The sequence below is a fragment of the Ampullimonas aquatilis genome (genome assembly GCF_049675895.1).
Classification (GTDB): Bacteria; Pseudomonadota; Gammaproteobacteria; order Burkholderiales; family Burkholderiaceae_D; genus Ampullimonas; species Ampullimonas aquatilis.
In genome coordinates this window covers 374102-390182 of the sequence record NZ_CP183834.1, presented here as the reverse complement: position 1 = coordinate 390182, position 16081 = coordinate 374102, and the positions used below count along the sequence as shown (strand labels likewise).

Sequence of the window (16081 nt, the reverse complement as noted above, 5' to 3'; positions counted from 1 at the left end):
ATGTTGGTGGTCGGCTTGACAGGCGGGATTGGCAGCGGCAAGTCCACCGTTGCCAACCTGTTTGCAGCAGCTGGCGCTGGCATCGTTGATGCCGACATCATCGCACATGCATTGACTGCCCCCAATGGCGCGGCCATTCCTGTCATTGCAAACATCTTCGGTTCACACTTTATTGCAGCAGATGGTGCGATGGATCGCACCATCATGCGTGATCATATTTTTAACCATGCTGATGCCCGCAAACAGCTGGAAGGCATTCTCCATCCGCTGATCAGACAACAATGCAAAGAGCTGGCGCTGGCCGCCTTCGCGGCTGGCCAGCCCTACGTGATTTTAGTTGTGCCATTATTGATTGAAAGCGACCATTGGCGTACGGCGATCCAGCGGGTTTTGGTGGTTGACTGTGCAGTGACCAGTCAAATCAGTCGCGTGATGTCGCGCAACGGACTGACACAGGCGCAGGTACAGGCCATTATTGATGTGCAAGCCAGTCGAACCCAACGTCTGGATGCGGCTGACGACGTGATCGTCAATGAGTCTGGCAGCGATGATTTGCCAAATGTTGTTAAACATCTGCACACGCTTTATAGTGCAATGGCGAGTGGTCAGCAAAGAGACTAACCCAATCGGTCAATGATTGACTATAATCGGCTGAATATTAGTAGCATTAGCTCGTTACCGGGTTTTTCTGACGAGATGCCTCGCATCTCTGGTTGAACACAAGACCACTCTATTGACGGCACCTTGACTCTCTTCGAATACCCACTCAATGAACGGATCCGCACCTTACTGCGTCTGGAGAACCTGTTCGATCGCCTGGCTTTTTTCATCAGCCAGCCTCATCCACTAGAACACCATGTCGCGCTGACCACCCTGTTTGAGATTGCCGATGTCGCTTCGCGCGCCGATCTCAAATCGGATCTGCTCAAAGAATTGGAGCGTCAACGCCAAACCCTGCTGTCCTACCGGAACAATCCGGCCATTGATTCAAGCACACTGGAAATCATTCTGAAAGAAGTCGAAACCGGCATCGCCGATTTAGGCGGTATTCAGGGTAAGGTAGCGCAATACATTCTGGAAAATGAGTGGCTGATGAGCATTCGCAGCCGCGCCATTATTCCGGGCGGCACTTGCGAATTTGATCTGCCTGCCTACCACGCCTGGCAACGTTTGCCACCAGAAGTACGGCATCGTGACATCATCAAATGGATTACACCGCTGGCGCCGCTCAAAGAATGCATGTCTTTGGTACTTAAACTTTTGCGCGAATCGGGCACCAGCAGCAAGGTGATTGCGGCGGCGGGCAGTTATCAGCAAATGCTGTCTGGCAAAGTGTTTTCACTCATGCAGGTGCGCATGGACACGCCCTTGCAGGTGATTCCGGAAATCAGCGCCAATAAATACATGGTATGGGTACGCTTCATGGTGCTGGACGAAGATCAGAAAACCAAGCCGACTGACAGCGAAATTCCGTTCCAGCTCACACTCTGCAATCTCTAGGCTGAATCATGGCTGTCGTTAACTGCCCACAATGCGGTGATAGCGTGGAATGGACGCCAGAAAACCGTTACCGCCCCTTTTGTTCCAAGCGCTGCAAACTGATCGATTTAGGTGCCTGGGCCAGCGAATCCTATTCGGTACCGGCCACACCAAACCTTGACGATGATTTGGGCGAAATAAATACCCCACCCCAGTAAATATTTTAAGCCTTTACAAACGAACCTAAGAGCATTGGTTTTTACCTATACTCCTTAAAAATCTTTTTTCCTGATGATTAAGTAGTCCAACCCTCTGCCTGCATCCAGTCAAATACCGGATGTGTTGCCGGTAAAACTGGCTCGACCGACACCGGCAATTGCTGCCAGCTAAATGCCTGACCTTCCCGCCCCAGCGGCTCGCCCAGCCAGGCATTCACCTTGAAAAACTGCAAGCGCACATAGGCATGTGGATAATCGTGCTCAATCACATGCCAGGCGGAAAATTCGGTCAGCGTCACGCCTAGCTCCTCATGCAGTTCACGTACCAAGGCTGCCTCGGGTGTTTCGCCCGACTCTATTTTGCCACCGGGAAACTCCCACCAACCCTCATAGGGTTTGCCTTCGGGGCGCTGCGCCATCAAAAAACTACCATCCGGCCGGTACAGCACAGCGACTACAACCTGCGTGACTTTGCGTGTTGCAACCGGTTCGGCAGCAGGCTGAGAAGCCGGTTTTGAACCAGCCGTCACATCATCACTCATGCTTGCCCGCCCAGTCACGCGCAAATTGCCAGGCTACCCGGCCAGAACGAGAGCCGCGCTCCAGCGTGAATTGCAATGCCTCGGCGCGCCAATTGGCGGTTTCAATATCGGCTGTAACAATCCCAAAATGGGCCAGCCAGTGCGCCACAATATGTAAGTAATCATCCTGACGGAAGGGATAAAAACTGACCCACAAGCCAAAGCGCTCCGACAAGGAAATCTTTTCTTCCACGCCCTCGCCAGGATGAATCTCACCATCTTCCTGATGCTGATAACTCAGGTTGTCACTCATGTATTCAGGCAACAGATGACGGCGGTTAGAGGTTGCGTAAATCAGGACATTGTCCGATTGCGCCGCAATTGAGCCATCCAGGGCTACCTTGAGCGCCTTGTAGCCGGCCTCGCCTTCATCAAAAGACAGGTCGTCACAAAAAATGATAAAACGCTCGGGACGGGCCGCCACCAGCTCGACAATGTCGGCCAGATCGGCCAGATCCTCTTTGTCCACTTCAATCAGTCGCAAGCCGCGATCGGCAAACTCATTCAAACAGGCCTTGATGAGTGACGACTTGCCAGTACCACGAGCACCAGTCAGCAAGACATTATTGGCTGGTTTGCCCGCCACAAACTGATGGGTATTTTGGGCGATGATGGCCTTTTGTCGATCGACATGCTGCAAGTCAGCCAATGAAATCGGCGCAATGCCATGCACAACTTGTAAATAACCCCGAGCAAAAGTGCCCGATGATTTGCGCCAGCGTAACGCCACAGCCGACCAGTCCGGCGCTGGCTGTGCAGCGGGCAGCAACGTTTCCAACTGCGCCAGTACGCGCTCGGCACGATTAAGAAATTGTTCGAGTTTATCCATGAAAAGTCTTTACCGGGAATACGGCTTATCAGCCACAGGTCACTTTGCTTAGCTCAAAGAAGCAATCATTTGATTCATTGGCTGTGTGACAGCATAGGGCAGTACTTACAACGCACCCGACACTGTCATACCAAGCCCATATTTAAATATTGAAAAACCAACACACTCAAGAGCGATAATCTGCATTGATGGTCACGTACTCATGTGAAAAATCGCAAGTCCATACCGTGGTGGTGGCGCTGCCACGATTTAATTGCACACGGATGGTGATCTCGCTTTGTTTCATGACACGTTGACCATCTGCTTCGCGGTAGTCCGGATTACGACCACCGTTTTTGGCAACCCAAACGTCATCGAGCCACAGATTGATTTGCGCAACATTCAAATCTTCAACACCCGCATAACCGATCGCAGCCAAAATTCGACCCAGGTTGGGATCACTTGCATAAAAGGCGGTTTTTACCAGCGGCGAATGTCCAATCGCATAAGCAATCTGGCGGCACTCGGCAACATCTTTACCAGCTTCCACCTGAATGGTCATGAACTTGGTTGCACCTTCACCATCACGCACAATCAGTTGCGCCAATTCAATCGACAACTCGGTAATAGCATCGCGCAATACGACATAAGCTGGAGCCTGTTCACTTTCCACCACCAAACCAGCCTGACCAGTGGCGGCAATGATGAACGAATCATTGGTAGAAGTATCGCCATCAATGGTGATGCTATTGAAAGAACGATCCGCCGCATATTTGACAATGGCCTCCAGCACTGGTTGTGCCACTTTAGCGTCAGTAGCCACAAAGCCGAGCATGGTCGCCATATTGGGGCGAATCATGCCGGCACCTTTGGATACCCCCGTGATGGTCACGGTTTGCCCATCAATCACGACCTGTCGTGAGGCTGCCTTGGGTAACGTGTCCGTTGTCATGATGGCTTGAGCAGCATCAAACCAGCTAGCGGTCTGCGCCTTGGCCGCCACTGCTACGCCTGGCAAGAGCCGCTCCATGGGCAATTGCTCAAGAATCACCCCGGTTGAAAAGGGCAGAATTTGTTCAGACTGCAACTGCAAGCTATCGGCCAGTGCCGCACAGGTCGCCTTGGCATTGGCAAGACCCAACTCCCCCGTACCGGCATTGGCATTACCCGTATTGACGACCAGTGCCTGTATGCCCTGACCTGCAGCCAGATGTGCTTTGCATAGCTGCACTGGCGCTGCGCAAAAACGGTTTTTGGTAAATACACCGGCCACACTGGTGCCAGGAGCAAAAGTCATCACCAGCACATCTTTGCGATTGGGTTTACGAATCTGCGCCTCGGCATAACCGATGGTCACACCAGCAATGGGATACAGGGAAGCAGCTTGAATTTCAGGAAAGTTGACGGCCATGGCAGCTCAGCAAGAATGAAAATAAGAAATTAAGTATGGGTGAACAAGAACGTATTTTAGGAGGCTTTTGTGATGCCAATAAGGATGCCAATAAAAAACCCGCCAAAGCATATCGCCCGGCGGGTTTTAATTGGGCTAAGAACGATCTAGGCGTAGCTGCGTACGCGCAACGACAATTCTTGCAGCGCTTGAATACCACTTTCTTCAGCGCGTTTGCACCAGTCTTGCAGTTGATGCAAAAGTTGCTCGCTGGAAGCGGTAGAGCGTTGCCAGATGGCAGCCAGTTCTGTACGCATTTCGTAAAGAGTTTTCAAGGAACCGCTATGCGCAAACACTTCGGACAGCTGCTCACGTTGCGGTGCGTTGAGTTGCTCGACATCACGATGCAACCATTTGCGTGCGGCCTTGAAAAGACCTGAATCGACAATCTTGCTGCCATTTGGGCAGGCCGCCAGACGAGCGCGTTCAATGTCATGTGTTTCTTTGAGTGAACGGGCATACTTGGCCATCAGATCATAACGGTTGGCAATCACCGCTTGCAGGGTATGCAAATCGGCGACCATTTTGGGGCCTTCCAGTTTTGGCATCGGCGCAACTTTACGCACAGTCGCCAAGCCAAAAGTTTCCAGAATGCGGATGTACATCCAGCCGATGTCAAACTCAAACCATTTGTTGGACAACTTGGCCGAAGAACCGTAAGTATGGTGATTGTTATGCAGTTCTTCACCACCAATCAAAATACCCCAAGGAATCAGATTGGTACTGGCGTCTTCACAATTGAAGTTGCGATAACCCCAGTAGTGACCAAAGCCGTTGATGATACCGGCTGCAGTAATCGGAATCCAAGCCATCTGCAAAGCCCAGACTGCCATACCCGCCACGCCAAACAACAGCACGTTGATGATCAGCATCATGGACACACCCAAAATCTGGTAGCGGCTATAGAGGTTGTTTTCAACCCAGTCATCCGGTGTGCCATTACCAAACTTGGCAATGGTTTCCTTGTTATCGGCTTCGGCACGATACAGCTCGGCACCTTCGAAGAAAACTTTTTTGATACCACGAGTCTGCGGGCTGTGTGGATCATCGACAGTCTCGCATTTGGCGTGATGCTTACGGTGTACGGCGGTCCACTCTTTGGTAATCATGCCGGTGGTCATCCACAGCCAGAAGCGGAAGAAATGAGCCACAATCGGGTGCAGATCAAGCGCGCGGTGCGCGGAATGGCGATGCAGATAAATCGTGACGGCAGCAATCGTGATGTGGGTCATCAGCAGTGCGGCGCCCAAAATTTGCCAGCCTGACAAATGCAGCAGGCCTGTGTCCAGAAAACCTAATACGGCATCCAGTACGGTTTGAAACATGAAATCTCCTCGGCTTGATTGCCTATAACATAGGAAGCTTGCTATTGTACCCTTGCTGGCCTACCCCGCCCTTTAAAAAAGCGTGAAAAGCACAAATAGTGGGCAGTTTACTGACCTGGATCAACGGCTTTATCATCCGTTTCGGCAATAAATTTACCAGTAGATGAGGGATGATTATCGAGATTTAAAGGGATGTTGGAAACAATTCGCACATCTCGTTGCGGGAATGGTACATCAATACCTTGCAGTTGAAATTCTCTCCAGATGGCACGATTAATATCGGAACGCACACCGAGTGTGCCTTGCTCGGCATCATTGATCCACAAACCCAGTTCCAGATCCAGACCATCGGCACCAAAGCCCGTCAAATAGGCTGCCGGTAGTGGCTCAGTCAGGGTGCGAGCATGTGCTTTAGCCTGCCCCACCAAAATGCCCAGCGCCTTTTCCAGATCGGATTGATAGCTGATCTGGACATTAACCTTGAGACGCACATTCTTTTCGGTGTAAGAATGGTTTTGTACCGGACTGGAGACCAGCATTTCGTTTGGCACCAAGGCTTCTACACCATCGAGGCCACGCAGTACGGTAAAACGAGTGCGAATTTGGGTGACCGCACCATAATATTTGTCGACCGTGATCATGTCGCCGATTCGTAGCGAGCGATCCAGCAAGATGATGAAGCCCGCTACATAGTTGCTGGCAATTTTTTGCAGACCCAGTCCCAGACCGACGCCGAGCGCACCACCAAAAACCGAGAGAACCGTCAGATCGATACCCACCAGCGATAAGCTGATCAGCAAGGCTGCCACAATCAGGGCCGCACGTGACAGGCGCGACAAGACCACGCGAAAATTATTGTCCAGTGCGTTAACTTTCATCAACCGGTCTTCCACCGCCGTACCCAGCCACATGGCAGCCAGGACAGTGACAATCACCCACATGGCACCTTGCATCAGACCAATCAAAGAAATCCGCTGCTTGCCCAGGGGGAAGGTAATGGCCTCCAACCAGTTGAGCACATCGTCCAGCGTTTCGGTCACATACAGCACCAGCGCAATTGACACCAGCACAATGATGATTTTTTCAGCCAGATAGAGCAGGCCACCCACATGATTGGCATCGGTGGCAAAAACTCGCCGGAGGATATAAAAAACAATATAGGTAAGCGCCATGCCAAAGGTGGGAATCAGCGCAAAGCGCAGCATGGTGACATGGGTGAAGGGTTCCAGCACATAGCGCGCCACGCCAATCAGCAAAAAGGCAAAGAGTGGCGTCAGTGCGCGCGCCAGACTGGCCGCCGCCAGCAAGGTGGCGCCAGTACGCTGTGCATAATGTTGCTTGAGCCATTGCCGGGCCGGACGAGCGAATGCCAAGGCCAGCAGCCAACTCACCAACAAAATGCCAATCTGGATGGCGATTTGTGGTGCGCGAAAATCGTCCAGCAAATCACGAATCAAGCTGCTGAGAATCATCTCTCTCATCCTTTTGCATTCATCACACCCAATATAGTATCCAGGGGTATTTTAAATTAACCAATATGTACATATCTAAGCAGGTAAATATTAAACATACCCCCTTAAAAATACTTAATCAGCGGTATTTTCCATTACATCATCAGACGCTCCATCTATGGCGTCATCAACTGTTGTTTCGATCGGCTTATCTTTCATCTTGGGCTTTTTTTCTTCCGCCGCCGCAACCAGCACCGCCGCATAAAAACCATCGGTACCATGTTCGTCTGGCCACATTTGCAGATCATCGCCCGGCATGGTCAAGGCAATCCCGCGGCTGGCCAAAATCTCGTTGACGGGAACCCGCGTAAAGGTGGGATGTGCCGTCAGAAAAGCATCCACCACGGCTTCGTTTTCTTCACGCAACAGGCTGCAAGTCGCGTAAATCAGCCGACCACCCGGTTTGACCAGGCGCGCCGCCGAAGCCAGGATGCTGCCCTGTTTTTCATTGAGCTCGGCCAGACCACCTTCATGCTGACGCCATTTCAGATCGGGGTTACGGCGCAAAGTGCCCAAACCACTGCAAGGCGCATCGACCAGCACCCGATCAAACTTGGCCACCAGCCGTTTCAGGCGTGAATCGCGTTCCGAATCCAGCACCATCGTCTGCACATTGGACAGACCGCTCTTGGCCATGCGTGGCTTGAACTTGGCCAGTCTTTTTTCGGAAATATCCATCGCATACAGACGACCGGTAGAGCGCATCAGTGCGCCCAGCGCAAGCGATTTGCCCCCTGCGCCGGCGCAAAAATCGGCCACCATATCGCCGCGTTTGGGCGCGACCAGCTCAGCCAGTAACTGACTGCCTTCGTCTTGCACTTCGAGCGTACCGTCTTCAAACAAGGGCCAGCGTTGCAGTGGTGGCTTGCCGGAAATCCGGATGCCCAATGGCGCATAAGACGTCTCGGTAGCGGTCATCTGCGATTCTTCTGCCAGGCGCTGCACTTCGGCCAGCACATCATCGCGCTTGGCTTTGAGCAAATTGACCCGTAAATCCAGTGGCGCCGAGCTGTTCAAGGCATTGGCCAGCGTTTCAAAACGCGCCGCGCCAACCCGCTTGGCCAGCCGATCAGCAATCCATTGTGGAAAACTGGTACGAACCAATACCGGCAAAGCACTGCGATCAATCGAAGCAATCCGTTCCAGCCACTCCAGCTCTTCCGGCGTGGCGCTGCGCTTGAGCAAATCTGCGGCCGCTTTATGACCGCACTCGGCCATGCCCTGCAAGGCCAGACGGCGCTGCATGGGGCCAATACCGCTTTGCGCATTCTGCGAAAACTCGCTCTTGCGGCGCAATACGCAAAACACAGTTTCGGCGACCACCGCTCGATCACGCACACCCAACTTGCTCTGCTCGCGGAAAAAAGCTGACAGCAAGGCATCGGCCGGACCATCCAGACGTAACACCCGCTCGGTAGCCGACAAGGCGGCTTCAAAGGTATTCAGATTGGCAATTTCCTGATCGCGAGAAAACGTCATACGCCGCTTGGGTGCCGACTTTGATGTCGATACCGCAGGACGGGCGGTATTGGAACGATCCTTACGGGGACCGCGGATGATAGAACTCATGATGACTCCAGGCCTAAACAGGCCTTAAATGCCGGTACGTGACCGGCCTTGTTGGTTTCAAACCAGACCTGCCCCTGCAAAATAGCTTGCAGAGCAGCTGGGTAAATACGATGTTCCATGGCCAGCACGCGCTCAGCCAGGATTGGTTCATTGTCTTGCGGTAAAACTGGCACCACGCCCTGCATGATGATCGGGCCATGATCCAGTTCCGGCGTCACATAATGCACCGTCGCACCATGCACCTTGACGCCTTCCGTCAAAGCTTTCTGATGGGTCGCCAGACCCGGAAAACTTGGCAATAACGACGGGTGGATATTGACCATGCGTCCCAGATAACGCGCTACAAAGGGCGCCGTCAAAATCCGCATGAAACCGGCCAGCACCACTAAATCGGGCGCATAGCGATCAATCACCTTGGACAATTCGGCTTCAAACGCCTCGCGTGTTGCAAAACCCTTGCTGGTAACGACTTGAACGGGAATCTGGTGGGCCTGGGCAATCGCCAGGCCTGCCGCATCGGGACGATTGGCAATGACTGCAGCAATCTGCGCGTCCCAACCCTGTTCCCGGCAGGCTTGAATGAGGCATTCCATATTACTGCCCCGGCCTGAGATCAGGATGACAATTTTTTTCATGGGGCGAATTTTAACAAAACGAGCCAGCTTTCGGCCAAAAGCCCTATTTTTCTTTGCCTGACTGTATTTTTAAGTCATCTCAAAGCAGATGCAGAAGACAGATTGGACCGGAATCGGACCAATCAGGTAGAAAACTCGCAGGTTTCGCTGTGAGAAGCGGCCAAACGAATATAATCAGAAACTTTTGATTCAACGGCAGTCTGGCATCCATTGTGAAAGTATTCCGCGGGCTCCCCCGACCTGACAACCAAACTCCCTGTGCACTGGTGATTGGCAATTTTGATGGCGTTCATCGCGGTCATCAGGCCTTGCTCACCCGTGCTCGTGCCGTGGCCACCGAACGCGGCCTGCCTTTGTGTGTGATGACTTTCGAGCCGCATCCGCGTGAGTACTTTGCCAAATTCAACCCCGCCATTCCCGTTCCCAACCGGATTGCCAATTTGCGCGACAAACTCGACGCACTGCGTCGCCAAGGTGTGGACTTTGTGGTGGTGGAACATTTTCATGCCGCTTTTGCCAGTCTTTCCCCGGAAGCATTTATTGAAAATATTCTGGTCAAGGGCTTGCAAGTACGCTGGTTGCTGGTGGGCGATGATTTTCGCTTTGGCGCCAAACGCGCCGGAGACTTTGCCTTATTGGAACAAGCCGCACAGCAATGGGGCTTTGCCGTTGAACGCATGCAGACTGTGCATCATGACAATGTGCGGATTTCCAGCTCCGAAGTGCGCACCGCACTGGCTGATGGCAATCTGCAACTGGCCAAGGAACTGCTCGGTCATCCCTACACCATCAGCGGACATGTTTTGCATGGCCGCAAGCTGGGTCGCACCCTCGATTTTCCAACGCTGAATCTGCGCGTCAAACCTGATCGCCCTGCCTTGAAAGGCATTTTTGTGGTGCGAGTACATGGACTGACTGCGCAACCGTTGCGCGCAGTAGCCAGCCTGGGCGTGCGTCCAACTGTGGAAGAAGCGGGCCGAGTGCTGCTGGAAGTCCATGTATTTGACTTTGACCAGACCGTTTACGGCAAGCTGGTAAAAATTGAATTTTTAAAGAAACTCCGTGACGAGGAAAAGTATGACGACCTCGCCACCCTGCGGGCTGCCATCGCCAATGATGCCAGCCAGGCACTGCAATACTTTGAAACGAATCCATCATGACCGACAAGATCGACTATAAATCCACCCTCAACTTGCCTGATTCCCCCTTTCCGATGCGCGGCGACTTGCCCAAGCGTGAGCCGGGCTGGGTCAAACAATGGCAGGAAAATAAGATCTATCAAGCCATTCGTGAAGCCAGCAAAGGTCGTCCCAAGTTCATCTTGCATGATGGCCCGCCCTATGCCAATGGTGACATTCATCTGGGCCATGCAGTCAATAAAATTTTAAAGGACATGATTGTCAAATCCAGAGGCATGGCCGGCTTTGACGCGCCCTATGTGCCGGGTTGGGATTGCCACGGCATGCCGATTGAAATCCAGATTGAAAAACTGTTTGGCAAGCACCTGCCCGTGCAGGAAGTGCAGCAAAAAGCGCGCGCCTATGCCAGTGAACAGATTGACAAACAGAAGCAGGATTTCATTCGTCTGGGCGTACTGGGTGATTGGGACAATCCTTATAAAACCATGAACTATAAGAATGAGGCTGACGAGCTGCGCGCGCTGGCCAAAATTCTTGAAAACGGCTATGTATTTCGCGGCCTGAAACCCGTCAACTGGTGTTTTGACTGTGGTTCTGCGCTGGCCGAAGCCGAGGTGGAATACAAGGACAAAGTCGACCCGGCAGTGGATGTGGGCTTTGCTTTTGCCGAACATGACAAACTGGCGCAGGCCTTTGCTGTTGATAGCGCACGCCTGCAAAGCCAACCCGGCCATCTGGTAATCTGGACCACCACGCCCTGGACCATTCCTGCCAACCAGGCTTTGAATGCGCATCCTGAAATTGAATATGCGCTGGTCGACACCGATAAGGGTTGGCTGATTTTGGCTAAAGATCGCGTCAGTGCTTGCCTGGAAAGCTATGGACTGACTGGCACCATTACCGCCACCTGTCTGGGTGCCGCATTGAGCGGAATTGCCTTTCATCACCCGCTTTATCAGGCCGATCCAGGCTACGATCGACTCTCGCCGATTTTCCCGGCGGAATACGTCACGCTGGAAACCGGTACTGGCATAGTGCATTGCGCCCCTGCCTATGGTGAGGAAGACTTTAAATCCTGCCGCGCCAATGGCATCAAGGATAGTGAGATCCTCACGCCGGTGCAGGGTGATGGCATGTATGCTGCTACCCTGCCCTTGTTTGGCGGCCTGAAAATCTGGGATGCCAATCCCAAGATTGTGGAAGCCTTGCAAGCTGCTGGCAGTTTGTTCAAGGTCAAAAAAGACGAACACAGTTATATGCATTGCTGGCGTCATAAAACGCCCATCATTTACCGCGCGACCAATCAGTGGTTTGCGGGCATGGATGTCAAGCCCAGCAATGGTTCAAGCACCTTGCGTGAGAGTGCACTGGCCGCTGTAGAAGCCACCCAGTTTTATCCGGGCTGGGGCAAGCAACGCTTGCACAATATGATCGCCAACCGTCCTGACTGGACCTTGTCACGGCAACGTCAATGGGGCGTGCCAATGGCATTTTTCATTCACAAGGAAACCGGTGCCTTGCATCCGCGCAGTGTTGAACTGCTCGAACTGATTGCGCAACATGTTGAACAGGAAGGCATTGAAGCCTGGCAGCGCCTCAACATCAAAGAATTGCTGGGCAATGAAGCCGATCAGTATGTCAAAAACAAAGACACCCTCGATGTCTGGTTTGATTCAGGCACGACGCACTGGCATGTGATGCGTGGCTCACATCCCGAGCTGGATACACCGGCACATCAGGCTGACCTGTATCTGGAAGGCTCTGACCAGCATCGTGGCTGGTTCCATTCATCGTTACTGACTTCCTGCATGATGAATGGGCACGCACCCTACAAAGGCCTGCTCACACACGGCTTTACGGTCGATGGTCAAGGCCGCAAAATGAGCAAGTCGGTTGGTAATGTGATTGCCCCCCAGCAAGTGTCCGACAAGATGGGGGCCGAGATCATTCGACTCTGGGTTGCCTCGACCGATTATTCTGGCGAACTGTCGATCTCGGATGAAATTCTCAAGCGTGTGGTGGAAACCTATCGCCGGATTCGTAATACGCTCAAGTTTTTGCTCGCCAACACCGCCGACTTTGATCCCAAGGCACATGCCTTACCCGTCAGCGAATGGCTGGAGATTGACCGTTACGCGCTGGCGCTCACGGCCACCTTGCAACAAGACACCTTGGCAGCCTATGAGAAATATGAATTTCATCCGGTGGTTGCCCGTATTCAAACCTTCTGCTCGGAAGACTTGGGTGGCTTTTATCTGGATGTATTAAAGGATCGACTCTATACCTCAGCCGTCAATAGTCCCGCGCGTCGTTCTGCGCAAAACGCGCTGTATCACATCACCCAGGCTTTGCTGCGCCTGATGGCGCCCTGGTTGTCGTTTACTGCAGAAGAGGCCTGGCCACTGCTGGTGCCTGGCAGCAAAACCATTTTTGTTGAAACTTACTACGAGTTCCCAAGTATTGCCGAGAGCGCCGAGTTGCAAAGCAAATGGAATGCGCTGCGGGAAATTCGTGCCGAAGTCACCAAACAGCTGGAAGCGGTGCGCACCACCGGAGCGATTGGCTCCTCCTTGCAGGCCGAGATTGAAATCAAGGCCAGTGGTGCCAAATTTGCCTTGCTGCAGGGCTTGCAAGACGATCTGCGCTTCATTCTGATCACCTCGGCGGCCAAGGTCACTGAAGTGGTCAGTGCCGCTGATGAAGCCGTTATCGTCACACCATCCAGCCATGCCAAGTGCGAACGTTGCTGGCACTACCGTGCCGATGTGGGCAATAACGCCGATCACCCACATTTATGTGGACGTTGTGACAGCAACCTGCATGGCAGTGGTGAAGTCCGGGGGTTTGCCTGATGACGGCCAGTAAAAAAGGGCTGTTTGGCTGGCTGGCCCTAGCCGCATTGGTGGTATTGCTCGACCAGGGTAGCAAGTTGGCGGTTTTGAAAAACATGGCTTATGGCGTGAGCCATGCCATCACACCATTTTTCAATCTGGTACTAGTCTATAACAAAGGGGCAGCGTTCAGTTTTCTGGCGCAAGCCGGTGGCTGGCAGCGCTGGCTGTTTACCGCATTGGGTGTAGCGGCGGCTTTATACATTGTTTATTTGCTGCAAAAGCATCGCGGTCAAACGCTCTTTTGTCTGGCACTGGCCTTGGTGCTGGGTGGTGCATTAGGCAATGTGATTGATCGGGTTGCCTATGGTCATGTGATCGACTTTCTCGATCTGTATATTCGCCAGTATGATTGGCATGTCTTCAATATTTTCAATATTGCCGACTGTGCCATTTCGGTGGGTGCTGTCTTGCTGGTGCTGGATGAGTTGAAAAGAGTGCGTAAAACAAAGTAAAGTGTTTTTGAGTATTTTTTGAACCGCCAAGACGCCAAGTGCGCCAAGGGAAACTTGAAAATGCATTAACCACTAAGACACAAAGAACGCAAAGAAAAACATTGGTGATTCACGCAGTTTGGTGCGGGACTGCGGATCACACTGTCCTCTGGCTTTTCATAGAAGAACAACGCTGCTCAAACTGGTTTTTCTTAGTGTCCTTTGCGCTCCTTGGTGCCTTTGTGGTAATAGTTTTTGATTTTAAGTTTCCCTTGACGCACTTGGCGTCTTGGCGGTTAACAATCATTACTGACTAGGATCGATCATCATGGATCTTGCCAACAAGAAGATTGTGCTGGGATTGACCGGTGGCATTGCCTGCTACAAGTCGGCCGAGTTATTGCGCCTGCTGACCAAGGCTGGCGCACAGGTACAAGTCGTGATGACAGAAGCTGCCGAGCAGTTTATCACCGCAGTCACCATGCAAGCTTTATCTGGTCAGCCGGTGTATACCAGCCAATGGGACGCGCGCATGGCCAATAATATGCCGCATATTGATCTGTCACGCGGTGCCGATGCGATTGTGATTGCGCCGTGCTCTACCGACTTCATCGCCAAGCTGGCACATGGTCTGTGTGATGACCTGCTCTCCACTTTATGTATTGCCCGTGATTGCCCCTTGCTGATTGCCCCGGCAATGAATAAGCAGATGTGGGAAAACGCCGCCACTCAACGCAATGTCACCACGCTCAAAACAGATGGTGTGACAATTCTGGGCCCCGACTCTGGTGTGCAGGCCTGCGGTGAAACCGGCGCCGGGCGCATGCTGGAAGCCGAACAATTGTTTGCAGAAATCTGCGCGTTTTTCCAACCCAAAGTACTCGCTGGAAAAACCGTGTTGGTGACGGCTGGCCCCACCTTTGAACCGATTGATCCGGTGCGTGGTATCAGCAATCGATCGTCTGGCAAGATGGGTTTTGCAATTGCCCGCGCTGCACGCGAAGCAGGCGCGCAAGTCACCTTGATTGCCGGTCCTACTGCCGAACCTACACCGTATGGCATTGAGCGGATTGATGTACAAACTGCCCAACAAATGCACGATGCCGTTCATGCGCATATCAGCCATCAGCATATTTTTATTGCCGTTGCCGCAGTGGCCGATTGGCGAGTGAAAACGGTCAGTACCAGCAAGCTCAAAAAAGCGCATGCCAACGATGTACCCACTTTGGAATTTGTTCAAAATCCAGATATTTTGGCCTCGGTTGCAGCGCTCTCCAATGCGCCATATTGCGTGGGCTTTGCTGCCGAGTCGGACAATCTTCTGGAACATGGTGCAGCCAAACGCATTCGCAAAGGCATTCCCTTGTTGGTCGGCAATGTGGGACCTGCCACCTTTGGTGCTGATGACAATGAGCTGATTTTGTTTGATGCCAATGGCCATATCAACCTGCAGCGTGCCGACAAACTGACACTGGCGCGGCAGCTGTTGGCTGATATCGCCCGCCGCTTAAGCAAGCAGCAACGCGCATGAACGACCTCACACCAAAAAATGGTGATTTTGCCAAACTGGTGGAGAGCCTGCATGCGCCTAAACAGCTCGCACAACAAGTCGCCATCGCCCAGGCCAATAGTCTTGATCAACATGACGAGCAAACTGCCACCGAAAAAGCGCAAAACCAGCTCACCGCACAAGTGATCGCCACTGGTTTGCCGCCTGCCAAAGGCTTGGCAGGTTTGCAACGAGGCTGGGCTAAACTGACTGGTCAATTGCCCTTGGGTGTGGATGCGCCCACGCCCTTGTTGCACAAGACCATTGGCGGTGGTGCAGCATTACTGGAGTGCATCCGCTTTGGTTTTTTGGCTTTGCTGATGGTTGTCATTGGCTTGATGCTGGTGTTTTCCTCACTCAGCAGCAATCAGCCTCACCTGATCATGACCTTGATTGGCCTGGCGCTCTTGCCGCTGGCCTACTGGTTTTTTCAGACTGCGCAACAAAAATGGCGCTTGTTATGTGCCGTGGCACAGGCCCGGACTGAGTAAA

General features: G+C 52.6%; 15 protein-coding genes. 8 read left to right on the top strand and 7 right to left on the bottom strand.

Translation table 11 applies throughout. The features are described from left to right. The 3 genes from coaE (at position 1) to yacG (ending at position 1697) form a co-directional block, all read left to right on the top strand. The gene (coaE, locus tag ACMYR3_RS01775) at positions 1-621 is read left to right on the top strand and encodes a dephospho-CoA kinase (protein WP_424193937.1); all 621 of its coding nucleotides are present in this window, start codon (positions 1-3) and stop codon (positions 619-621) included. Between the two features lie 123 nt (positions 622-744). Beyond that, entirely contained in the window at positions 745-1500 is a 756-nt protein-coding gene (gene zapD / locus ACMYR3_RS01770; RefSeq protein WP_424193935.1) for a cell division protein ZapD, read from the top strand. 8 nt (positions 1501-1508) lie between these two features. Then, on the top strand, positions 1509-1697 hold the full coding sequence (gene yacG, locus ACMYR3_RS01765) for a DNA gyrase inhibitor YacG (RefSeq protein ID WP_424193933.1): 189 nt from the start codon (positions 1509-1511) through the stop codon (positions 1695-1697). Positions 1698-1774: 77 nt separating this feature from the next. On the opposite strand, the gene mutT is transcribed toward yacG, so the two are convergent. The 7 genes from mutT to purN form a co-directional block, all read right to left on the bottom strand. Beyond that, a complete protein-coding gene (mutT, locus tag ACMYR3_RS01760) occupies positions 1775-2239 on the bottom strand; it encodes an 8-oxo-dGTP diphosphatase MutT (RefSeq protein ID WP_424193931.1) in 465 nt (154 codons plus the stop codon). Next, a complete protein-coding gene (locus ACMYR3_RS01755; RefSeq protein ID WP_424193929.1) occupies positions 2232-3107 on the bottom strand; it encodes an ATP-binding protein in 876 nt (291 codons plus the stop codon). The genes mutT and ACMYR3_RS01755 overlap by 8 nt, the downstream gene beginning before the upstream one ends. Positions 3108-3273: 166 nt before the next feature. Next, positions 3274-4497, bottom strand: coding sequence for a bifunctional glutamate N-acetyltransferase/amino-acid acetyltransferase ArgJ (gene argJ / locus ACMYR3_RS01750; protein WP_424193927.1), 1224 nt, complete (start codon positions 4495-4497; stop codon positions 3274-3276). A 146-nt stretch (positions 4498-4643) separates the two neighbouring features. Beyond that, positions 4644-5861, bottom strand: coding sequence for a DesA family fatty acid desaturase (locus ACMYR3_RS01745; RefSeq protein WP_424193925.1), 1218 nt, complete (start codon positions 5859-5861; stop codon positions 4644-4646). 107 nt (positions 5862-5968) lie between these two features. After that, the gene (locus ACMYR3_RS01740) at positions 5969-7333 is read right to left on the bottom strand and encodes a mechanosensitive ion channel family protein (protein WP_424193923.1); all 1365 of its coding nucleotides are present in this window, start codon (positions 7331-7333) and stop codon (positions 5969-5971) included. Positions 7334-7447: 114 nt separating this feature from the next. Continuing rightward, complete coding sequence (locus ACMYR3_RS01735; RefSeq protein ID WP_424193921.1) at positions 7448-8941, bottom strand: RsmB/NOP family class I SAM-dependent RNA methyltransferase; 1494 nt, start codon at positions 8939-8941, stop codon at positions 7448-7450. Then, on the bottom strand, positions 8938-9576 hold the full coding sequence (gene purN, locus ACMYR3_RS01730; protein WP_424193919.1) for a phosphoribosylglycinamide formyltransferase: 639 nt from the start codon (positions 9574-9576) through the stop codon (positions 8938-8940). The genes ACMYR3_RS01735 and purN overlap by 4 nt, the downstream gene beginning before the upstream one ends. A 212-nt stretch (positions 9577-9788) precedes the next feature. Here purN and ACMYR3_RS01725 point away from each other — a divergent pair, with 212 nt between their 5' ends. The 5 genes from ACMYR3_RS01725 (at position 9789) to ACMYR3_RS01705 (ending at position 16080) form a co-directional block, all read left to right on the top strand. Continuing rightward, complete coding sequence (locus ACMYR3_RS01725; RefSeq protein WP_424193917.1) at positions 9789-10736, top strand: bifunctional riboflavin kinase/FAD synthetase; 948 nt, start codon at positions 9789-9791, stop codon at positions 10734-10736. Then, complete coding sequence (ileS, locus tag ACMYR3_RS01720; protein ID WP_424193915.1) at positions 10733-13567, top strand: isoleucine--tRNA ligase; 2835 nt, start codon at positions 10733-10735, stop codon at positions 13565-13567. Before ACMYR3_RS01725 ends, ileS begins: the two co-directional genes overlap by 4 nt. Continuing rightward, entirely contained in the window at positions 13567-14061 is a 495-nt protein-coding gene (lspA, locus tag ACMYR3_RS01715) for a signal peptidase II (RefSeq protein WP_424193913.1), read from the top strand. The genes ileS and lspA overlap by 1 nt, the downstream gene beginning before the upstream one ends. A gap of 307 nt (positions 14062-14368) precedes the next feature. Further along, a complete protein-coding gene (coaBC, locus tag ACMYR3_RS01710; protein WP_424193911.1) occupies positions 14369-15571 on the top strand; it encodes a bifunctional phosphopantothenoylcysteine decarboxylase/phosphopantothenate--cysteine ligase CoaBC in 1203 nt (400 codons plus the stop codon). Continuing rightward, complete coding sequence (locus ACMYR3_RS01705; RefSeq protein WP_424193909.1) at positions 15568-16080, top strand: hypothetical protein; 513 nt, start codon at positions 15568-15570, stop codon at positions 16078-16080. Before coaBC ends, ACMYR3_RS01705 begins: the two co-directional genes overlap by 4 nt. Position 16081: the final 1 nt, after the last annotated feature.